The organism is Polaribacter litoreus, assembly GCF_054584775.1.
This window is the reverse complement of sequence record NZ_JBTLRD010000013.1, coordinates 103,367-125,052: the sequence shown is the minus strand read 5'-3', so window position 1 is coordinate 125,052 and position 21,686 is coordinate 103,367. Positions and strand designations below refer to the sequence as shown.

The following is a 21,686-nucleotide window of genomic DNA, read 5'->3' as shown; positions in this document are numbered from 1 at the left end:
ATTATGCGATTGGAAGAAGCTGAAAAATTAGCAAGAAATCTATTAGATAAACACGGTTTAATACATTGGTATTTTACCTTTGATAATGCTAAAACAAGATTTGGAAGTTGCCGGTACAGATGTAGATATATTACTTTATCGAGGCATTTTGTAGTGTTAAACGACAAATATAGAGTAAAAAACACAATTCTACACGAAATTGCACACGCGTTAGTAGGAAATGGAAATGGTCATAATTGGGTATGGCAGCAAAAAGCTTTAGAAATAGGTTGTGATGGTAGGCGTTGTTTTTCAAGAGATAAAGTAAAAATGCCTAAACCAAATTACACAGCAACTTGTAAAAGTTGTGGCAAACTATCTCATAGGTATAGAAAACCAAGGAAACAATGGTCTTGTGGCAGATGTGGTGGTGGTAGATTTGATGAAAAGTATCTTTTAGAATTTAAGAGACTAAATCCATCGAAGAAATTGACCAACAACTCTACAAAAAATATAAATTGAGTTATGAAGAAATTGAATTTATTGAAAAAATGATAAAACCGATGAAATAAAAATGAAAGCAAACGAATTGCCAATAATAAATTTTTTACAAGCACCTAATGTACAGTTTGTAATACCTGTATATCAACGTAATTATGATTGGACAAATAATGAATGTAAAGAATTATTAAACGATATTATAGCTGTAGAAACAGCAAATAGAGGCACACATTTTATTGGTAGCATCGTATTTATTCACGAGGGTGCATATAGCACGAGTGAAGTTAAAGAGTTGGTGATTATTGATGGTCAACAAAGATTGACTACCATTAATATTTTATATGTAGCATTATACAGATTCGCAAAAGATAATGGTATGCAGCAAGACGCAGATATGTTGCATAATATGTTTTTAGTAAATCAATACGTTCAACAAGAATCAAGTAAACTAAAGTTAAAGCAAACTGATACCAATTCATTGGCTTTTAAAGCGATAATGAATGCTACAGAAAATGAGTTTGGACACTATTCTAATGTAATTGAGAACTTTAATTTTTTCAAATTAGCAATTACAAAAGATAGTTTTAATACCATACTAAATGGGTTAAAGCGACTCATTTTTGTAGAAATATCTTTAGAACGTGGTAAAGATGACCCACAACGTATTTTTGAGAGTTTAAATTCTACAGGTTTAGATTTATCACAATCCGATTTGATTCGTAATTACATTCTAATGGATTTAGATCCAAAAAATCAGCATAAAGTATTTGAGCAAATTTGGAATCCTATTGAAGAAAATGCAAGAGATTTAACGAAACAGAAGTCTTTAGTTTCCTCTTATATAAGAGACTACCTAACACTACGTAATAAAAAGATACCTAATAAAAACAAGGTATATATTGAGTTTAAGAAGCTATACGCTTTAAAAGATGAAGCCTATCATCAAGAGTTAGAGAATATTAAATCGCTTTCTACGCATTACAAGAAGTTTATTAATCCTTCTACAGTTCAAGAACATAACATAAGAAGAGAATTGGAATATATCTCACGCCTTGAAATTAATGTAGCGTTTCCATTTCTATTACAAGTATTTGAAGATGCAGAAAATGGTTTAATAACAAATGAAGAATTACTAAAAGTATTAAAGTTAATACAAGCCTATACGTGGCGAAGATTTGTGGTAGGTTTACCTACCAATGCTTTAAATAAAATATTTATGACTTTATATTCTGAAGTAGATACAGAAGAATATTTTGATTCCATAGCATTAATAAAGAAACGAGGTAGTGCAAAGTTTTCAACAGATGAAGATGTAAAAACAGCGTTAAGAGATAAAGATTTATACAATATTCAGTCTAAAAACAGGAACTATATGTTTGAGTTATTAGAGAATTTTAATAACCGTGAATATGTTGATACATCTAATGAACATATAACCATTGAGCACATCTTCCCTCAAAATCCCAATGATAATTGGAATAAGGACATTACACCTGATGATTATTTTCAATTCAAAGAAAAGTATGTGAATACAATTGCTAATCTAACATTATCAGGTAATAATGGTGCTTTGAGCAACAAGTCTTTTAAAGAGAAAAAATCAATGAACAAACAAGGTGCTGAACAAGGTTATAATTTTAGTCGACTATGGCTTAATGATTATTTGAAAACAATAGATAATTGGGATATTAGTAACTATAATGCACGTTTTGATTTAATCTACAATAGGTTTCTAAAGATTTGGGAATACCCTAATGTAACTATTCCTGTTTCAGATAATAGTGAGGCACAAAACATATTTAATGCAGAATCACCAACACATAAAAAGTTAGAGTATTTCATTTTTGAAAATACGAAAGTAGATGAAGAGGTGATATCTCAAATGTATGTTTATGTTATTCAGAAACTATATGAAAAGAACCCACAACTACTATTAGAAGCAACAGACATTTTTAAAATTACAAGAAATGCTGAAGATTTTAGAACACCACAGGAATTGGATAATGGTTATTTTATAGAATCTAATTTAGATAGTAATTCAAAGTTTAGTAGTCTTAAAAAACTACTTAATCTATTTGAACTTGAAGATGAGTTAGTTATAAAATATGAAGATAAAGAAAGTAAAGATTCGCAAAATAGATTTGCAGTACGTAGAGAGTTTTGGAAGCAATTATTACCTCAAATTGTAGATACAGAATTATTTGGCAATGTAAATGCATCAAAAGACCATTGGTTAAGTTCTGGAGCAGGTATAAGTGGTTTAAACTACACTTTTGTAATAACAAGTAAATACGTAAGAATTGAATTGGGTATTACATCTTCAAGCAAAGAGAAGAACAAGAAATACTTTAAAAAGCTATTAAATCAAAAAGATAGTATTGAAAAAGATTTTGGTAAACCTTTGGAATGGGAAGAATTGGCAGAACATAAAATGAGTCGTATCAAGTATGAGCTAACTGGTGTTAATTTATTTGATAAAGCTGATTGGGATAAAATGAGTAAATTTTTAATTGAATACTTACCAAAGTTTGAATCTGCATTACAACCAGCAATTAAGAAATTGAGGTAAAAATTGTTAAACATTCAAAAACCATTATATATAAACATGTTGTTACAATCGGTAAACACATAACTTTTAATAGAAGAAAAAAAAACAGATGGCCATGCACCATTAAAATTATTGTGTTCTAATCATAAAGTGTATTACTGTAAATATTTGAACGCTTATAATAAGAGAGAATTACGAGGTAAAGTGTCCATTACAAAACTAAATGAAATACTAGCCGAAATTATGCAGCAAGCCGAAGGTCAGTTTAGTGATTGGAGTGCCTAGTTTTAAAATTTGCTGCTTCTATACTAAAAGTAAATTTAGTGTTTTTATTAACACTTAATGTTAATTATTATTGTATTTTTGCAATGGATATAAGTTTTGAAAACAAAAAATTAGAGAAGTATGCTAATAATGACAAACAAGGTATTAAAAACCTTGGAGCGTTAAGGCATAAAAAGTATAAAATGAGGCTAGACCAGTTAAGAAATTCTAAAACATTGGAAGATGTAAGACACCAACCAGGTAAATTTCATGAGCTGACTGGAGATAGAAAAGGACAATGGGCTTGTGATTTAGACCAACCATACAGATTGATTTTTAAACCACAAGAAGACCCAATACCTACAAACAAAGATGGTAACTATATTTGGATTGAAATTCTAGGTGTAGAAGTAGTTGAGATTGTAGATTATCATTAAAAACTAAAGAAAGAAGAAATGGCAACAATAAATCAATATTATCCAGAAAGTGTAACTCATCCTTCTGAATTTTTAATTGAAATATTAGAAGAGCAACAAATGGGTGCTAAGGAATTTGCTGTAAAAACAGGGAAACCAGAAAAAACCATATCTGCTGTTTTAAAAGGAAGAAGTTCCATAACTCCTGAAATGGCAATTCTATTTGAACAAGTTTTAAAAGTTCCTGCTCATTTTTGGATAGAGTCTCAAAAAAACTATGATGAGTATAAAGCTAGGTTAGATTATCAAGAAAATATTGAAATGGCTAAAGAATGGGTTAAAACCTTTCCTTATGCTAAAATGGCTAGTTTGGGTTGGGTGCCTAAAACCAAAAAAAATGAAGATAAAGTGATTAATATCTTTAATTATTTTGGAGTTGCGTCTCAAAAAGGATTTGAAGATTACTATTTCAATCGGAAAACTCAAGTTGCATTTAGAATATCGTTAAAGAATCAAGATAATGCTTTAGCTATTGCTTCTTGGTTAAGACATGGAGAATTACAAGCTCAAAATCAAAGTGCAAGTATATATAGTTCTATTAATTTAAAAAAAGCTTTGCCAAAAATTAAAGAGTTAATGGTAAAACAACCAAAGGATTTCTTTTCAGAACTACAATCTATTTGCGCTACTGCCGGTGTTAAATTAGTTTACACACCATGTTTACCAAAAGCTCCCATACATGGTTCAACAAGATGGGTTGGTAAATTTCCATTGATACAATTAAGTGGTAGGTATAAAAGAAATGATATTTTTTGGTTTACTTTTTTTCATGAAATAGGTCACATATTATTACATGGTAAAAAATATATTTCTATAGAAAATATAGAAATAGAAGGTGAAGTTAAGGAATATGAACTTGAAGCAGATGAATTTGCTGCAAATTGGTTATTATCTAAAGAACAAGAGCTCGAAATATTAAGTAATACACAACTTTACGAAAAAGATATTATTACTTATGCTAAAAAATTCGAAACTCATCCTGCTTGTATTATCGGTAGATTACAACATCTTAGAAAAATTGATTTTGGTATTGGAAATGAGTTTTTTGAACCCATACAATTTATTTAAAATAGATTATAACAACATACTTCACTTTTATTATAGTTTTCATTTCCATCAACATTTAAAGGATATCAGCAAACCTCTAGGCTTCTTTTTGTAGAACTTTGTGATATGGAAAATATATTAGTAGCAGGTGCCAATGGTACCACAGGAAAAAAAATAGTAAATTTATTAGCAACATCACAATATTTTACTCCAGTTGCCATGGTTCGTAAAAAAGAGCAAGAAGAACAATTTGCGCAAAGAAATATAAAAACAATTTTGGCAGATTTAGAAGAAGACGTTGCGCATACCGTGCATAATATCGATAAAGTAATATTTGCAGCAGGTTCTGGAGGAAAAAAAGTAAAAGAGGTTGATGAAAATGGCGCTAAAAAATTAATTGCAGCAGCAGAAAAACAAAATATTAAAAAGTTTGTAATGCTGAGTTCTATGGGAGCAGACCACCCAGAAAAAGCAGACGATTTGCAAGAATATTTAGAGGCCAAACATAATGCAGACGAATATTTAAAACAAAGTAAGGTAACCTATTCAATTGTAAGACCAGGTACGTTAACTGATGAAAAAGGCTCTGGAAAAATAGAATTAAAGCACAAACTAAACAAACGAGGAGAAATTAGTAGAGACGATGTAGCACAAACCTTAGTACGAGTTTTACATGATACAGCAGAAGTAGATGATACTTTCGAAATTATTAAAGGAGATACTTTAATTGGGAAAGCAATACCTACTGCTTAAAGGAATTTGCATAGCCAACATATACCTTAATATTTAGGTACAAATTAAAAACTATCGGTTATAAAATCGATAGTTTTTTGTTTTGTGATTAAAGATTCCTCCACAAGGTCGGAATGACAAAGAGATCTCTATAATTTCGAGATGATAAGATTAGATTTGAAAATAAGCCGCCTGTCATTTCGAGCGGAGTGATAACGAAGTCGAGAAATCTATCAAGATAAACCATCAACGAAAAACGAACAAAAGATCTCTCCACAAGGTCGAGATGACAAGAGGGTTCCTCCATTGCAGTCGGAATGACAGAACAGATCTCTCCATAAAGTCGAGATGACAAGCAGTCTGTCATTTCGATTGAAGCGCGAGCGGAATAGAGAAATCTAATAAGATAAACTATTAACTAACAACGAACAAAAGATCTCTCCACAAGGTCGAGATGACAAGAGGGTTCCTCCATTGCAGTCGGAATGACAGAACAGATCTCTCCATAAAGTCGAGATGACAAGCCGCCTGTCATTTCGATTAAAGCGCATGCGGAATAGAGAAATCTATCAACATAAACCATCAACGAACAACGAACAACGAAATACCATCAACCAATAACAAGATTCCTCCACAAGGTCGGAATGACAAAGAGATCTCTCCACAAGGTCTTAATGACAGAGAGATCTCTCCACAAGGTCGGAATGACAAGGAGCTCTCTCCACAAGGTCGAGAAGACAAGGAGGTTCCTCCATTGCAGTCGGAATGACCTTGCCGCCTGTCATTTCGAGCGGAGTGATAACGAAGTCGAGAAATCTATCAAGATAAACCATCAACGAAAAACGAACAAAAGATCTCTCCACAAGGTCGAGATGACAAGAGGGTTCCTCCATTGCAGTCGGAATGACAAAGAGCTCTCTCCATAACGTCGAGATAACAATGAGATGCTATTGCTGCAGCCAGAATGACAAGTTGTAATACTTTTCAGATAAGCTCTTTATTGAATGGTGCAAAACGAATTATGATTTTATCAATTCTTATCTTCGAATAAAAGCCAAAAATCTGGATCTAAAACAACTTTGCTAGGTTTGCGATCTATTGGTATTTTTACAGTTGTAGTTTTTGTATGCATATCAATAACTTTTAGTTCTGTAACACTGCCTGTTGTAATGGCAATTTCTAAAGGAAAATCAAATACAAAATGTTGTTGAACTTGTTTTATATTGATGATTATGTTTCCTTTTTTGTATTTCCAATTCCATTTTAGTTCTGGATAACCTTTTACAAACAGCCATTGATGAAAAAAATCAGCTAAATTTTGATTAGAAGCCAGTTCCATTTCTTTCTGAAAATCTGCCGTCATTGCATTTGAGTTTCTGTATTTTTTATAATACGCACGAATTCCGTTCCAAAAAGCCTTGTCACCTACTTTATGACGTAGCATATTAAGAAACCAACCGCCTTTTTGATAGGTATTTGTACTCAAAACTTTTTTAGGATCTTTTATAGAATAATCTACAATTGGAGAAGGATTTTTTTGGTAATACGCTATTATTTGTTGTTTATCGAGCGCCAATTCTTCTTTTCGTTTTTCATTTCCGTACATTTTTTCTTGATACAAAATGGTAAAATAAGTTGCAAAACCTTCACTCAGCCAAACATGATTCCAACTATTTTCTGTGGCAGAATTTCCAAACCATTGATGTGCAATTTCGTGAGCAATTAACCCTTCAACTTCGTTTTTACCATTTACAGAATTCTCAAAGTAGGTAATAGTACCTGCGTTTTCTAAACCTCCCCATTGTGTTTTAGCTTGTACATTGGCCAACTTAGCGTAAGAATATGGCCCAATATTTTGTATGTAATATTTTAAAACATTGGTAGCAATTGAATAGTCAGAAAAACCATTTAATCTATTTTCTGGATATACCCAAGCAGTAACCGGTATTTGCTGAACCATGCCCAACAGTTTACTTGCAAATTTTGTAACCCCAATAGTAACCACTTTGGTAGCAACAGGTGCAGTTTCTTTATACCTGGTTAGTTTATAGCCATTGCCTAAATTACTTTCTTCTATTTTTTTTCCGGTAGCAACAACATCATAGCTGTCTGGTGCAGTAATGGCAAATTCTATGCTGGCTTTATCATAAGGATGATCTACACAAGGCAACCAATGTCTGGCTAAATTGGGCCAATTATCACCAAAAAAAGAACGTTTACCATACTTGGTTTTGTCAATTACCAGCCCTTTTTCTGCAATACCTTGATAGTGTATTTTAAAAGTTTTAGTTTTTAAACTGTCTGATGATGGTGTAATGATAATTTTATTACCAACATGTTTATAAGTCGCTTTTTTATCACCTTCAAAAATATGGCTAACCTCCATTCCGTAAAAGTCAGATTTACCAATTAAATCTAAAGCAAAAGAAGTACTCTCTTTTTTAAAGTGAACAGTTACCAAAGTTTCTCCTAAAATTTGGTTGTTGTCATCATTTAAATGAAGTTTAAAAACATAATGAAGCACATCTGCAGATGTATTTCTAGGATACGAATCTTGCGCTTTGATGGCAATTGAACATAGAAGTAGCGCAATGAATACTAACGAATAATTTTTTATCATAATATATTAAATTGGAAAAAAGAGCGTTGTTAATTGAGATCTAAATTTAGCAATTAAATACAATTTAGACTTCAAATAAATATAGTTTAAATAAAAATATAAACGAAGAGTTTGGTTTTTATGAAGAAACAGCACCTAAGGTATACAGCTGTTCTAAAGTAGGAGAAGGGCTACCACCTGCAGGCTCTAGTGTAATACCAAAAGCTTCAGATTCGTTGGCATTAGTAATGGTAAATATTTTGTTAGCATCTGCAGTAAAAGCATCTAAAGTACCTAAACTTGTTGGTGTTAAAGGGCTTAATTTTAAAGACCAAACTTGATAAACTTTTCCTTTTGGTGGGTCTGGTAAACCTTTGGCATCTAAGTAAATGGAATTTGATTTTTTATCCCAATACACTTTTGCATACGAAGTTGGAGATACTGTTTGCCCTGCTAAAGGCACAGTAATAATGTCTTTATCTCTAAAAACTTCAATCAATTTTTCAGCAGCGGCTAAACTGGTAGACGCACTATCAATTTGGGCTTCTAACACTTCTTTTTCAGAAGCCAATTGCTTTTTTAGTTTGCTATTTTGCAATACCGAGAAAATTAATGTCGTTCCAAAAACAACAGCTGCAGCCCAACCTATGTATTGTTTCCAATGGTTTGTTTTTGTAGGTTTTGTTATCGGAATTACTTTTGGCTCATCAACCACTATTTTACTTTTTATAGTATCAAAAGAATACGAATCATCTTTTTTGGTAAAAGCAGTTAATTGTACAATTGCATTTTCTATGGATTCTACTTCTGCTTTTACTTCAGGATATTTTTGCATAGCCTCGTACACTTCCTGATTTTCTTTTTCAGAAAGTGATCCTGCAACATAAAGTTCCAAAATTCCAGATGCTATGTACGTTTTACTATCCATTTTTATGCGCCTAACATTGTACGTAATTCGCCAATGCAAGATCTATTTCTTGTTTTTATGGTTCCTAAAGGCATTTCTAATTTTTCAGAAGCCTCTTTTTGTGTAAATCCTTTAAAGTACAGTAATTCTATAACCGATTTGCAAGTGTCACCCAATTTGGTAACAAACTCTCTTAAACCAATGGTATTTGTAGAATTATCTAAACTTTTGCTGGTTTCTAATATATCTACGAAAAAATCTGCATTAAGGTTTTGTTTAGATTCTTTATATTTTTTAGAACGTGTATAATCTATAGCAGCGTTTCTAGCAATGTTTAATAACCAAGTAAAAAAACGCCCTTTTTTTGCAGAGTAAGTATCTGCTTTATGCCAAGCTTTTATAAAAACATCTTGCGTAATCTCTTGAGTAACATCATCATTTTTTACAATATTATGTACTACCCCAGAAATACTATCGCAATACATTGCATATAGCTTTTCGTAGGCTTTTACGTCCTTGTTTTGAAATTGTAAAATTAAATGGTCTAAACTCATAAATTGTCGGCAACAAAAATAAACAAATTTATAAGTATTAAGTTCATTTCTTTTGATAAAAAAATACAGTTCATAAGTATGGAGTATTAAAATTGAATAAAGTAAGGTTGTCACTTGATAAATGGCATTTCTAAAAAATAATTTTAGAACGATTCGTAAAAAAGATTTAAATTTTTGATATTTGGAAAGTTAATCAACCAAATCACTAAAAAATGAAAGTAACTTTAATTAGCATTCCTGTTAGAGATCAAGAAAAAGCATTTCAATTCTACACCAAAAAACTAGGCTTTTTAGTAAAGAAGGATGAACCTCTAGGAGGTGGAAACAGATGGCTTACTTTAGTTTCTAAAGATTGGAAAGATGGACCAGAATTATTGTTAGAGCCAGCTCCAAATCATTTTGAACCTTGCAAAGTATATCAAGATGCATTGTTAAAAGCGGGTTATCCTTACACACAATTTGATGTTGATAATGTAGATGCTGAATATGAAAGATTGTTACAATTAGATGTAGCATTTAGTGTAAAACCTACAGCCGCAGGTACTGTAAAATATGCAATTTTTAACGATACTTGTGGTAATAATATTCAATTAGTAGAAACTTTATAACTTCTTAAGAATACTTTCTTAACAACTTGGTTAGATTTTCAGTTCAAAATTTCTATAACCGATAGAATTTATCATTCTAAATTTCAGGAATTCTTTGGTAGGCTTTTCTGTATTTTGATGGAGACATGCCCATATGCTTTTGAAACTGACGATAAAAAAATGTCAAATTATTATACCCCACTTTATAGGCAATTTCAGATATAGATAAATCTTCATTAATTAACATTTTACAAACCATACTAACTTTGTATTCATTTAAAAAAGAAAAGAAAGAAGTGTTAAACGTTTTTTTAAAGAATCTAGAAAAGGTATCATTGCTCATATTCATTTGATTAGAAATAGCATCAAGCGTATTTTTTTGCAGATGATGTTCTTTTAAATAATTATAAACAACATTAATGCGTTCACTTTCTTTTGATGATAAACTATCAGTAAAACTAGGTCCTGCTAATAAATCAAATTCAACAGTTAAGGCTAGTTTTTGTAAGATTTGCAAAAAAAGGATGAGCCTTTCAAAAGAATGAACTTCTATCATTTTTAACAATCTATAAATGGTACAACCATAAAATTACCGAAAGAGGTAGATTTAAAATATGCCTGGGTTTTTAAAATTATTGCTTAACAATAGAATGATTTTTTTATGTAAAAATTGTATCAACTTAATAATTCATCAATTTTAATAAAAATAGAACCTTGTAAAAATTTCACAAAGCTGAGACAACTATTACTAGTACCTGTTTTTTTATTTTGTTCTACTTTACAAGCATAGTCACCTATATTGAAAGTAAATAGTAAAAATATAAATGAATATCATATAAAATAGAAATTTTAAGGTGTCAATTAGATTATTCGTGGTATAAGGAAGAAACATCATCCGTTAATTTTACCATATAATTTTTATCCTATGAAAAAACGACCATTCTTTTCTAAGAGCTATTTTTTATTTTCTACAATCATGTTGTTATGCACAATACATACGTATGCAGAAGAAATTCATATTGCCAAAGATGGTGTGAATGTATTATCAGGAAGAGGTACAGTTGCTGCACCATACAAAACCATTATGTATGTATTTAACAATAACTTGGTTAATTCTGGAGATATTATTGTAATTCATCAAGGTTTTTATAGAGAAACAGTAACTGTAAATGTTAATAATATCACTATAAAACCCTATCAAAATGATAAGGTTACCATTTCTGGAGCAAATTGGTATGGCAGTACGAGTTGGACAGCAGACCCAAACAGAGCTGGAGTATTTAAACTAACCTTAAATAGTAATCAAGTAGAAACAGGTTTCACGCAGTTATTTGTCAATGGTATTCACCAACAAATTGCTAGATTCCCTAATAATACAACTCCTTTAGAAAGTTATATCGAAGGTCAAAATCGTGAAATGATGGATCCTTTGAATCAAAAAAGTGGTTTTGCAGTACTTTTAAACGCTAGTAAACCAATAGGTACAAACGCAACTGCTCAAGTTACGTTTTCTAATCACGAGGGCACACCAAATTTGCCCAATGTTACATTTACAAACGAAGCCATTCTAAGAGGTTTTATTGGTAAAGTAAGAAATAATATTTTCTGCTATTCGCAGGATGGTGGTCAGATTACAAAATCAGGAGATCGTTTAGTTACCTTTAAATCTTATAGCACACAAGGAAATTCTTGGGCAACATCAGAAGCGTATTCTGCTCCTGAAGGGTTTGGATATATTATGGATTTATCAGTTTTAGATTATGAAGGTGAATGGTTTTACAAAAAAAATGAAAACACAATATATTATAAGCCAGAAGGAGGATCAGTTGATGGAAAAAACTTTGAAATAAGAAGGCGCAAACATGTGCTTAAAGTAAATGCTGATAATGTTTCTATACAGAATATAAACTTTAAAGCTGGTGAAGTAGAACTTAAAAACGCCAATGCAACATCGATTACAAAGTGCAAATTTACATATCTAACTCCTTATGTGTACAGAAGAAACTATGGTGTGTATCAGGGAGGAATTGTATTAGATAATGCAGACAGTACTATTTTTAATAGTTGCTATATTGGCCATACTTGGGGTAGTGGTATTATTATAGAAGCTGATTCTGATAATACCATTGTAAATAATTGTTTTATTGAAGATATTGGATGGATGGGACAATTTACGGTTGCCTTGCACAACCAAGGTAAAAACTCTAAAATAACACACAATACATTTGGGAGTGCCTCTCGTTTTCATATCAGAACTACAGAGCACGTATATGCTGAAATTATGGACAATGATTTTTACGAAGCGATGTCTATGGGAGAAGATGCAGGGGCTATCATGTTTACAAGTACAGGCAAATCAAACCAATTGAATATGCAAGGTACTGTTATAGCTTACAATAAAATTCACGATATGACAGGAATTCCAGCATATGACACTGATCCTAATTATAAAAGACAAAAAGTAGTTGCCATTTATTTGGAAGATGTTGATAATTATACAGTACATCATAACCTTGTTTATGATATTAATCTTGGTAATTACGTGAGTAAACGAGTTACAAACGGAATACCTGTAGAAACTGAATACAAAGCGGATGCCATGTATTTAGGGCCAAGAACCAAACAACTCACCAGAAAAATGTATTATTTTAACAATACATTTTGGAACTATAACTATTTCGCTACTTTTTGGCAGTTAGATGGTGGAGGCATAAATGATTTACATTTTAAAAACAATCTTTTAATGCAGGGAAAACCAAGTTCGGTAGGTAAAATTTCTGAAACAAACCTCAATATTTTTGCGCAGAAAACAGCAAATGAATTAAATTATACTATTACTGTTAACAATAATGAAACCATTGCTAATGTAACAAATCATTATGAAGATGCTAACAATGGCAATTTCAGACTAAAAAGTGGTTCTCCATATAATACAAGTGGTGTTGTTATTCCTGGTATAACTTCCGAAACAACTCCGGCTTTGGGTGCTTGGGAAGGAAACACGAATGCCTTAAAAAACAGGGTATTTAATGCTGGTTCAAATTTAACGAGCTCTTCTTTTGATGATAATAGTTTAAGTACAAACGATATATTTATAGAAGAAAATAAATTGTCATTATTTCCAAACCCTTTTAAGGATGAAATAAAAATCAAAATAGAGAATAGTTCGTCAAAAAATAATTTGATTCGCTTGTATGGAATTAGAGGAGAACTAATTTATCAACATACATTTACAGACAATCAAACTACAATAAATTTAAGTAAAATAAATACTGGAATTTACTTTATAGAAGTTAAGACTGATGAAAGTAAGATGATAAAAAAAATTATAAAACAGTAGGTTTTTAAATGAATTATCTTAACGTGTTTCTTCACCTATTTCTGGTTACATAAAAGTGATAAAAATGATCTTTCAAAACAATAAAACAGTACATCTTTGGTTATTCACAATTTGTTTTTCAATGGCACTTTGTGCTCAGAAAAAAAAGCCAAACATCATCTATATTATGGCAGACGATCATGCAGCAAATGCAATTGGTGCTTATGAAAGTAGATTATCAGCATTAAATATCACCCCAAATTTAGATAAATTAGCCAACCAAGGGTTGCGTTTTAATAATGTGTTTTGCAACAATTCAATTTGTACTCCTAGTAGAGCATCAATCATTACAGGTCAATATCCACAAACCAATGGCGTGTTAGATTTAGATCATAAATTAGATACTGATAAACAATATTTACCCATAGAATTAAAAAAATTAGGTTACACTACAGCTGTTGTTGGTAAATGGCATTTAAAAAACGAACCTGTAAATTTTGATTATTACAAAATATTACCAAGTCAAGGAAAGTATTTTAATCCTTCTTTTTTAGAAAAAGGAAAAGGAACTTGGCCGGAAAACAAGGTAAAAACCAAAGGGCAATCTTCAGATGTAATTACAGACATTTCTATTGATTACCTCGAAAAAAGAGACAAAAAGAAACCCTTCTTTTTAATGCATCATTACAAAGCACCACATGCTTATTTTGAGTACGCTCCAAGATATGATGACTTCTTAAAAAACACCGAAATTCCTGAACCATCAAGTTTGTATTATCAACCAAAATGGGGTTCAGAGGCCACTCGTGGTAAAAATGGTTCTTTAGAATGGTATATTGGTTCTTCAGTTTCAGATCGCAATAAATACAGAAATTACAATCACGAATTTCATAAAGATAGCTTAAAAGGAAAACAATCTGCTCATGTGGCTTATCAAGATTATATGAAAAAGTATTTACGCTGTGTAAAAGGAATTGATGATAATTTGGGTAGATTATTTGCATATTTAAAAGCAGAAGGCTTATGGGAAAATACCATCATCATTTACACTTCAGACCAAGGAATGATGCTAGGTGAACACGATTTTCAAGACAAACGTTGGATGTATGAAGAATCGATGCAAATGCCTTTTATTGTGCACTATCCAAAGATGATAAAAGAATCTAGAGTATCTGATGTGTTGATTAATAATACCGATTTTGCACCAACTATGATTGAATTGGCAGGTGGAAAATCTCCTGATTATATGCAGGGAAAGAGTTTTATAAAAACGCTAAAAGGTGATGAGGAAGAAGATTGGAGAGAAGTCACTTACTATTATCGTTACTGGATGCACATTATTCATCATTATGTGCCTGCGCATTTTGGAGTTCGTTCTAAAGATTATAAATTGATTTTTTATTATGGTAAACATTATTTAGATCCCAAAGATTTTCAAAAGCATTATTGGTCTAAAGGATATTTTGGAATTGACAAAGAAACACCTCATACTTGGGAATTTTATGATTTAAAAAACGATCCACAAGAGTTGCACAACAGATATAACGATTCTGCTTACAAAGAGATTATTGCTAAAATGAAAATTCAATTAAAACAACAACGTTTAGAATTGAATGAAACCGATGAAAACTATCCTAAGATAAAAGCTATAGTTGAAAAACACTGGAATGATTAAAGTGTTTTAGTGATTTACAATTGAAAATAATTCAGAAAATACCACATTAAGCAATAATTATCTCTCAAAAGAACATCTATTGTCAAAGAATTTTTCGGTCTCATTTAGTTTTATGAGAATAATTAACTTGGTTTCTAAACACCCAAATAATAGTAGAAAAAATATGAAAAAAATCGTCTTTTTAATGTTGGTTGCGTCATTTAGCATCACAAAAATTAATGCACAAGTTCAAGTTGATGTCAACCTAAATGTAAAACATATTGTAGGAGACAAATCTGAGTTTGACAGAAATAAATACATCACATTACCTATTTTCAAGTTCTAAATAAGCATTATTCGGTTTTAAGGTGATTAGGGGCGTAATGCCAATAGTTGTAAATTTAGGTTGTATTTTACAGTTTAAAACCAACTCTCTAACAGCAATAATCATTTCAAACATCGCAAAATTATTACCAATACATTTTCTTGGTCCTGCACCAAAAGGAAAGTAATGCGATGAATATTGACGACCACCGTTTTCAAAACGTTCTGGTTGAAACTCTTCTGGATTTTTCCAAAGCTTTGGATGACGATGAATTTCGTAAACAGAAAACAACAAGTCAGACTCAGGTTTTATTTCAATATTATTGTATGTATCCGTTTTATAATTTAAACGATCTATAAAATAGGCAGGAGGATACAATCGCATTGATTCTTCGATTACTTGTTGGCATATTTTAGATTGGGCAACAATATCCATTAGATCATCATTATTTTCATTTAAAGTAATGGCTTCTCGATAAATTTTTTCTTGCCATTCAGGGTGTTGTGCCAATAACTGACTTGTAAAAGTTAGTGAATTCGAAGTAGTTTCATGGCCTGCAACAAAAAGAATCAATATTTCATCCATTAATTGTTTTTCTTCCATTGAGCTACCATCTTCGTATTTTGAATCTAGCAGTAAATCTAATAAGTCCTCAAAACGAGTTTTTGACTTTTTACGCTCTTCTACAATTTTCTGTAATATTTGTCTGGCATAAGCTGTTAAATCTTTGTATTCTTGAATCTTACCACTTAGCGAAAACCACCACCCCAAGTAAGGTTGTCTTAGTTCTTTTACCAACATGCGTTGTGCATCTTCAGTAATATGCTGTAGTGCTGCAATATCTTTTTTGTTTGAGGTACTACTAAACAACGCTTTTGCTACTACTTGAAATGCTAAATCATTAAATATGGGGAAAATATCAAATTTTTCATTGGGTTTCAGCTGACTGTAATTATCCCTAATTTGTTCTTGAATGGTAGTTAAGAGTCCTTTTATTTTCTGCTTGTGAAATGCGGGCTGAATTAATTTACGTTGTTTTTTCCAATGTTCACCTTCTGCAGTTAGTAAGCCTTTACCTAAATATTTAGCAACTTCTTTGGTTTGTATTTTAGATTTCGTGTAATTTCTTTGATTTTTTTGAAGTACATATTCTAAAAATTTGGCATCTCTAGAAAAAAATATATGCGTTTTAAGTCCAATGTTAAGCTGAAAAGTATCTCCTAAATTCTCAAAGTTTTTATTGTGAAAAGGCAGTGGATTTTTAAGTATTTCTAAACTGTGTTTTATAAAATTGGTAAAGGGAACTTTTGGAAATTCATTTGGCTTTTGCATACATTCATTATTTAATCAGTTTGCAATTTTATTTGGGATATTGCTATCTAATTTTATCTAATGCTAAGTTATGAATAGTTTAGAGAAGAATATACCTTTTGCCTAAATTTGGTTTGTTGGTTTTTTCTTGTATTTTGATTTCAGAAAGAGTGTTTTTCCTGTTGATTTTTCAAATTAAAAAACCGAACTTCGCTAACTCTGAATATAACGAATTAAAACTCGGCATATCCAAATAGAGTTGGTAGCAATACCTAGCAGAAATAAACGATAGTAATTAAAAAAAATAAAACTATGAATGAAGTAACAAATTTACAAGCTTTAAGAGCTATTACAGGAAACAATAATGGAGAATTATACTACGTGAAAGGACATACAAACTCTGGAGACGGAGGTGGTGGTGTTTTTATGTGGCGTACAGGAAATGACTTTAAGCCTCAACCTAATGGTAATGGAAACTATGCAATTGATAATAATGGAACTGTTATTAAAACAGCATGTGCATCTGGTAAATTGTTGGGTAGATGGGTCAGACAATATGAAGGCTATATTAATGTGCTTTTCTTTGGAGCTTTTGGTAAAACTCAAGATTATACAATAGCATTTCAGAATGCCCTAGGTTTTGCAGCTTTAAATGCTAAAAATGACCCAGAATTAAAGGGTTCTGTGGTTTATATTCCTAATGGAAATTATAGAATTAATCAATTAACTTTAAAAAGTGGTATTTCTATTCTTGGAGAATCTTTAGAAAATACTTTAATACAAACTACAGAAAACCATAATGTTGATTATATGATTAAAATGGATATAGGCCCTGTATTTTTAAACATCTCTAATATTAAATTTTTTGGTAGAAGAGAAACCCAAGCTGGGTGTTTCTTTTTTTGGGCACAAAAAAACACCAACGAACACGGTGGTTTATGGAATTCTTTTTTTAAAAACATTCAAATTTCTGGATTTAAGGGTGATGGTATCTATTTAAAAGGAGGAAGTGCAGACGGATTAACCCCAAATCAATTTAATACTTTTGAAAATGTGAGAGTTGGTAAGGATAGTGATTTCTCAAACTCCTTGAAAATGGAAGGACAAAATGGTCAACATACATTCTTAAATTGTACTTTTGATGGCTTTAATAGAAACAACAGCAATATTTTTCCTAAAGGTCAAAATGTCAATATTTCTCATAGTGCTAGTCAAACTACAGGTATTTTAAGCTTTATCAATTGTACTTTTCAAGAAGCAGATTATGGCATTTATATGAATTATGCAGAAAATATAAATATTGATAGTTGTTGGTTTGAAAGTTTAGGTGTAGCTATAACAATTAATGGTAATAGTTTTAATAGCTGTAGAGATATTACCATTCAAAACAATCGTTTTGCCAATGCTGCTGGGTATGGTTCTATGATTGTAGATTCAGGTAATATAAAAACAGGGCAATGTATTTCTATATCTAATTCATTTGTAAATGTGTATAACAATTATGTTTCTGTTACTGAACCAAATGACCCTAATCTAAGCCCAAGCTCAAAGTTTTTAATTGCTAATAACAACACTCTAGGTGGTGTAGCTATAGCTGACAATGTTTTTCAAAATAAAAAACTAGGGAAAACTTTTGGGGTTATGCAAGTAATTAATGTCTCAAGCACAAACAATCTTCAAATAGGTAGAAACAAGTTAGTTTTTGTTAATGCTTCATCTACGATAATAAAAATAATTGAATCTTCAATTAATGCATCAGAAACTATTACTATTAGAGCAAATGGTGGTTCTATTTCTTTTGATAATACTGAAAATATTTTTCTAACCAATAAATCATCTTTTTCATTAGCAAATGGAGAAATTGCTGTTTTTGTGAAAATTGATAATATTGTAGGAAGTTATGATGCCACTTATCAATTGTTATCTGTTATGAAAACTAACACACCATAACCGTTTAAATTTCAGTATATTTACGAATGAAATCAAGTAAAAAGAAAGTATTAAAAAAATTAAAAACTATAGTTATGAAAAATTTTATGTTCATTTTTTTGTTAAGTCTATCTTTAAACTTACAATCACAATGTTTCAAAGACATAGCTACTGGTTATAGACACAGTTTGGCAATAACAAATAGTGGTACACTGTATTCTTGGGGAGATGATAGTAATGGCGAGGGCTATTTAGGTTATATAGTAAGATTTGCAATAGTTTATACCCCTTTACAGGTTGGTAGTGATAATAACTGGAAAGCTGTTTTTGCAGGCAGAAATAGTTCTTTTGGTATAAAAACAGATGGTACGTTGTGGGCTTGGGGTAATAATTCCAATGGAAATTTGGGAATTGGTTCTAGAGAAGGCGCAAAAGAATTAACTCAAGTGGGTAGTGATACTGATTGGAAATTTTTATCTACAAATGAAGCAACTTTAGCCATAAAAACGGATGGTACTTTATGGGGTTGGGGTTATAATCTTTCGGGTCAACTAGGAATTAACAAGAAATCTTTTGAGCTTTATCCTACCCAAGTAAATACAGATACTGATTGGGTAAAAGTTGTTAGCTGTGGCACCCACACTTTAGCAATTAAAGATGATGGTTCACTTTGGGCTTGTGGTGACAACCAAGAAGGTTCTTTAGGTAATGGTAATATGTCATCAACTGATCAGTTAAATTTTGAAAGAGTGGGTAATGAAAACAATTGGTTAGATGTTTCTGGAGGTTATGGGCATTCACTTGCACTTAAAACTGATGGAACAATATGGGGCTGGGGTAGAAATAATGTTCCTTGGATTGGAACAAAAATTTTTGGAGAACAATATCCCAGTCAAATTTTAACACCAACTAAACTTAGTTTAAATAATGACTGGGATAAAATATCTGGGAAAAGACTTTTAATTGGCAGAAAAAAAGATGGTTCTATTTGGAATATCAAAGAAGGTGTTCAAATTGGGGAAAATAATAATTGGCATAACATTAAAACGTCATCAGAGTTTTTTCTAGCCTTAAAAGAAGATAACACATTGTGGAGTTATGGAAAGAATTATAATGGTCAATTAGGTGTTGGTAATAATGTTAATGAAACAATAATACCACTTGAAATTAAATGTAGTACCTTAAGTATTGAAAGTTTGAATGAGAATAAATTATTTACAATTTTTCCAAATCCAACATCAGACATAATTTTTTTTAGAAATAAAAATAATAATATTATAAAAAAAATACGGCTTTATGATATTAATGGTAGAGTAGTTTTAAAAATTAAAGAAAACGCTACGGAATTAAATATCAATCCTATAAAAGCAGGTTCATATACACTATTTATTGAAAGTAGTGAAGGGAATGAAAGTTTTAAAATTATTAAGAAATAAGTACTGCTACCAACACCGTATATAATTTATTGCTAGCTTCTTGCCTACTTACGAAAGTCCTCGCGGACTTTCTTGGTCAGTAATTATTTACTAAATTAGTTACTTGAAACACGCAACAAACCATATACATCAACGTTAGCGAAATTCCCTAATTCTCAGGAAACTTCTCTCTAATCTTATCCAATCCTAAATTATGAATACTTCCCAAATGCGAATGTTGTTTTCCTAAATCTGGTTGATAAGTTCCTGCTTGTACTTGACCTCCAATTTTTTGGTAGGCTTCTCTAAAAGACATACCTTCAACTACTAAATTATTAATGCTATCAACCGTAAATAAATATTGATATTTTTCATCATTCAAATCAATATCTTTTACAATTACTTGTTGAATCGAATAATTAAAAATGTCTAAAATATCTTTTACATCTTCAAAAGCAGCAATGATGTTTTCTTTTAACAACTGAAAATCTCTGTGATATCCTGTTGGTAAATTATTGGTAATTAATAACATTTCTGAATGTAAAGCCTGAATTTTATTACATTTTCCACGAATTAATTCAAACACATCAGGATTTTTTTTGTGAGGCATAATGCTACTTCCTGTAGTTAATTCATCAGGAAACGTAATAAATCCAAAATTCTGACTCATATACAAACAAACATCCATGGCAAAACGAGCCATAGTATTACACAATCCGCCTAAAGCAGCAGCTATAGAACGTTCACTTTTTCCACGACTCAATTGTGCAGCCACCACATTGTATTTTAAAGTGGCAAAGTCTAATTCTTTTGTGGTTAATTCTCTATCAATAGGAAAAGATGAACCATAACCAGCAGCAGAACCTAAAGGATTTTGATCTACTACTTTAGAAACTGCATTTAGTACATAAACATCATCAATTAATAATTCTGCATAGGCAGAAAACCACAACCCAAAAGACGATGGCATTGCCACTTGCAAATGTGTATAGCCAGGTAATAAAGAATCTTTGTGAGTTTCAGCTAAATTTAATAAAGTATCAAAAAGTGATTTTACTTTATCATTAACAATAGCTAAATTTTCTTTATAATATAATTGTAGTGCTACTAAAACCTGATCGTTTCTAGAACGAGCAGTATGAATTTTCTTACCAACTTCGCCTAATTTATTGGTCAATTCCCATTCAATTTTAGAATGTACATCTTCAAAAGAAGGTTCAATTATAAATGTTCCGTTTTCGATATCTGATGCTAATTCGTTTAAGCCTTTTTTTAAGTCAGCTAATTCATCAGCAGTAATAATTCCAATAGATGCTAGCATTATGGCATGTGCTAAAGAAGCTTGCACATCGTATTTGGCAATATGAATGTCAATTTCTCTATCATTACCAACTGTAAAGTTTTCTATTTGTTTGTCTATTGAAAATCCTTTATCCCAAAGTTTCATATTTTCTTGGTTTTTGTTTGTCATTTTGAGCGAAATGAAATGGAGTCGAAAAATCTCTTAGATTTAGATTTCTCCACAAGGTCGAAATGACA

At 31.1% G+C, this 21,686-nt stretch carries 17 protein-coding genes; 11 read left to right on the top strand and 6 right to left on the bottom strand.

Annotated elements, in window-relative coordinates:
* Positions 1–3 precede the first annotated feature (3 nt).
* The 5 genes from ACW9UN_RS12795 (at position 4) to ACW9UN_RS12775 (ending at position 5,568) form a co-directional block, all read left to right on the top strand.
* Positions 4–501: a SprT-like domain-containing protein gene (locus ACW9UN_RS12795; RefSeq protein ID WP_459486689.1), complete on the top strand. Its 498-nt coding sequence runs from the start codon at positions 4–6 to the stop codon at positions 499–501.
* A gap of 52 nt (positions 502–553) precedes the next feature.
* The gene (locus ACW9UN_RS12790; protein ID WP_459486688.1) at positions 554–3,049 is read left to right on the top strand and encodes a DUF4268 domain-containing protein; all 2,496 of its coding nucleotides are present in this window, start codon (positions 554–556) and stop codon (positions 3,047–3,049) included.
* A gap of 347 nt (positions 3,050–3,396) precedes the next feature.
* Positions 3,397–3,729, top strand: a complete 333-nt coding sequence (locus ACW9UN_RS12785; protein WP_459486687.1) for a type II toxin-antitoxin system RelE/ParE family toxin — start codon at positions 3,397–3,399, stop codon at positions 3,727–3,729.
* An 18-nt stretch (positions 3,730–3,747) separates the two neighbouring features.
* Entirely contained in the window at positions 3,748–4,836 is a 1,089-nt protein-coding gene (locus ACW9UN_RS12780; RefSeq protein WP_459486686.1) for an ImmA/IrrE family metallo-endopeptidase, read from the top strand.
* A 105-nt stretch (positions 4,837–4,941) separates the two neighbouring features.
* Positions 4,942–5,568: an SDR family oxidoreductase gene (locus ACW9UN_RS12775; protein WP_459486685.1), complete on the top strand. Its 627-nt coding sequence runs from the start codon at positions 4,942–4,944 to the stop codon at positions 5,566–5,568.
* Positions 5,569–6,577: 1,009 nt separating this feature from the next.
* Here the strand turns inward: ACW9UN_RS12775 and ACW9UN_RS12770 are convergent.
* From ACW9UN_RS12770 to ACW9UN_RS12760, 3 genes are all read right to left on the bottom strand, one after another.
* Complete coding sequence (locus ACW9UN_RS12770; protein WP_459486684.1) at positions 6,578–8,167, bottom strand: M1 family metallopeptidase; 1,590 nt, start codon at positions 8,165–8,167, stop codon at positions 6,578–6,580.
* Between the two features lie 118 nt (positions 8,168–8,285).
* Positions 8,286–9,074 (bottom strand): anti-sigma factor, encoded by a 789-nt coding sequence (locus ACW9UN_RS12765; RefSeq protein ID WP_459486683.1) that lies wholly within the window; start codon positions 9,072–9,074, stop codon positions 8,286–8,288.
* Between the two features lie 2 nt (positions 9,075–9,076).
* Positions 9,077–9,607 carry an RNA polymerase sigma factor gene (locus ACW9UN_RS12760; RefSeq protein ID WP_459486682.1) on the bottom strand — a complete coding sequence of 177 codons (531 nt, stop codon included), beginning with the start codon at positions 9,605–9,607 and terminating at the stop codon, positions 9,077–9,079.
* Positions 9,608–9,819: 212 nt separating this feature from the next.
* Between ACW9UN_RS12760 and ACW9UN_RS12755 the strand changes: the two genes are divergently transcribed.
* A complete protein-coding gene (locus ACW9UN_RS12755; RefSeq protein WP_459486681.1) occupies positions 9,820–10,215 on the top strand; it encodes a VOC family protein in 396 nt (131 codons plus the stop codon).
* A gap of 76 nt (positions 10,216–10,291) precedes the next feature.
* Here the strand turns inward: ACW9UN_RS12755 and ACW9UN_RS12750 are convergent, their stop codons facing one another.
* The gene (locus ACW9UN_RS12750; RefSeq protein WP_459486680.1) at positions 10,292–10,750 is read right to left on the bottom strand and encodes a helix-turn-helix domain-containing protein; all 459 of its coding nucleotides are present in this window, start codon (positions 10,748–10,750) and stop codon (positions 10,292–10,294) included.
* A gap of 369 nt (positions 10,751–11,119) precedes the next feature.
* Here ACW9UN_RS12750 and ACW9UN_RS12745 point away from each other — a divergent pair, with 369 nt between their 5' ends.
* The 3 genes from ACW9UN_RS12745 (at position 11,120) to ACW9UN_RS12735 (ending at position 15,513) form a co-directional block, all read left to right on the top strand.
* Entirely contained in the window at positions 11,120–13,534 is a 2,415-nt protein-coding gene (locus ACW9UN_RS12745) for a T9SS type A sorting domain-containing protein (RefSeq protein WP_459486679.1), read from the top strand.
* 64 nt (positions 13,535–13,598) lie between these two features.
* Complete coding sequence (locus tag ACW9UN_RS12740) at positions 13,599–15,188, top strand: sulfatase family protein (RefSeq protein ID WP_459486678.1); 1,590 nt, start codon at positions 13,599–13,601, stop codon at positions 15,186–15,188.
* Between the two features lie 112 nt (positions 15,189–15,300).
* Positions 15,301–15,513 carry a hypothetical protein gene (locus tag ACW9UN_RS12735; protein ID WP_459486677.1) on the top strand — a complete coding sequence of 71 codons (213 nt, stop codon included), beginning with the start codon at positions 15,301–15,303 and terminating at the stop codon, positions 15,511–15,513.
* Here ACW9UN_RS12735 and ACW9UN_RS12730 read toward each other — a convergent pair.
* The gene (locus tag ACW9UN_RS12730; RefSeq protein WP_459486676.1) at positions 15,493–16,824 is read right to left on the bottom strand and encodes a cytochrome P450; all 1,332 of its coding nucleotides are present in this window, start codon (positions 16,822–16,824) and stop codon (positions 15,493–15,495) included. The genes ACW9UN_RS12735 and ACW9UN_RS12730 overlap by 21 nt on opposite strands.
* A 291-nt stretch (positions 16,825–17,115) precedes the next feature.
* Here ACW9UN_RS12730 and ACW9UN_RS12725 point away from each other — a divergent pair, with 291 nt between their 5' ends.
* Both ACW9UN_RS12725 and ACW9UN_RS12720 read left to right on the top strand, forming a co-directional pair.
* Positions 17,116–18,753 (top strand): putative phage tail protein, encoded by a 1,638-nt coding sequence (locus tag ACW9UN_RS12725; protein ID WP_459486675.1) that lies wholly within the window; start codon positions 17,116–17,118, stop codon positions 18,751–18,753.
* A 74-nt stretch (positions 18,754–18,827) separates the two neighbouring features.
* Positions 18,828–20,168 (top strand): T9SS type A sorting domain-containing protein, encoded by a 1,341-nt coding sequence (locus tag ACW9UN_RS12720; RefSeq protein WP_459486674.1) that lies wholly within the window; start codon positions 18,828–18,830, stop codon positions 20,166–20,168.
* 148 nt (positions 20,169–20,316) lie between these two features.
* Here the strand turns inward: ACW9UN_RS12720 and argH are convergent, their stop codons facing one another.
* Positions 20,317–21,594, bottom strand: coding sequence for an argininosuccinate lyase (gene argH / locus ACW9UN_RS12715; protein ID WP_459486694.1), 1,278 nt, complete (start codon positions 21,592–21,594; stop codon positions 20,317–20,319).
* Positions 21,595–21,686 lie beyond the last annotated feature (92 nt).

Excerpts from the sequence above, each read along its gene's own strand:
- ACW9UN_RS12795 (WP_459486689.1), top strand. The coding sequence starts at position 4 with ATGCGATTGGAAGAAGCTGAAAAATTAGCAAGAAATCTATTAGATAAA.
- ACW9UN_RS12790 (WP_459486688.1), top strand. The coding sequence starts at position 554 with ATGAAAGCAAACGAATTGCCAATAATAAATTTTTTACAAGCACCTAAT.
- ACW9UN_RS12785 (WP_459486687.1), top strand. The coding sequence starts at position 3,397 with ATGGATATAAGTTTTGAAAACAAAAAATTAGAGAAGTATGCTAATAAT.
- ACW9UN_RS12780 (WP_459486686.1), top strand. The coding sequence starts at position 3,748 with ATGGCAACAATAAATCAATATTATCCAGAAAGTGTAACTCATCCTTCT.
- ACW9UN_RS12775 (WP_459486685.1), top strand. The coding sequence starts at position 4,942 with ATGGAAAATATATTAGTAGCAGGTGCCAATGGTACCACAGGAAAAAAA.
- ACW9UN_RS12770 (WP_459486684.1), bottom strand. The coding sequence starts at position 8,167 with ATGATAAAAAATTATTCGTTAGTATTCATTGCGCTACTTCTATGTTCA.
- ACW9UN_RS12765 (WP_459486683.1), bottom strand. The coding sequence starts at position 9,074 with ATGGATAGTAAAACGTACATAGCATCTGGAATTTTGGAACTTTATGTT.
- ACW9UN_RS12760 (WP_459486682.1), bottom strand. The coding sequence starts at position 9,607 with ATGAGTTTAGACCATTTAATTTTACAATTTCAAAACAAGGACGTAAAA.
- ACW9UN_RS12755 (WP_459486681.1), top strand. The coding sequence starts at position 9,820 with ATGAAAGTAACTTTAATTAGCATTCCTGTTAGAGATCAAGAAAAAGCA.
- ACW9UN_RS12750 (WP_459486680.1), bottom strand. The coding sequence starts at position 10,750 with ATGATAGAAGTTCATTCTTTTGAAAGGCTCATCCTTTTTTTGCAAATC.
- ACW9UN_RS12745 (WP_459486679.1), top strand. The coding sequence starts at position 11,120 with ATGAAAAAACGACCATTCTTTTCTAAGAGCTATTTTTTATTTTCTACA.
- ACW9UN_RS12740 (WP_459486678.1), top strand. The coding sequence starts at position 13,599 with ATGATCTTTCAAAACAATAAAACAGTACATCTTTGGTTATTCACAATT.
- ACW9UN_RS12735 (WP_459486677.1), top strand. The coding sequence starts at position 15,301 with ATGAGAATAATTAACTTGGTTTCTAAACACCCAAATAATAGTAGAAAA.
- ACW9UN_RS12730 (WP_459486676.1), bottom strand. The coding sequence starts at position 16,824 with ATGCAAAAGCCAAATGAATTTCCAAAAGTTCCCTTTACCAATTTTATA.
- ACW9UN_RS12725 (WP_459486675.1), top strand. The coding sequence starts at position 17,116 with ATGAATGAAGTAACAAATTTACAAGCTTTAAGAGCTATTACAGGAAAC.
- ACW9UN_RS12720 (WP_459486674.1), top strand. The coding sequence starts at position 18,828 with ATGAAAAATTTTATGTTCATTTTTTTGTTAAGTCTATCTTTAAACTTA.
- argH (WP_459486694.1), bottom strand. The coding sequence starts at position 21,594 with ATGAAACTTTGGGATAAAGGATTTTCAATAGACAAACAAATAGAAAAC.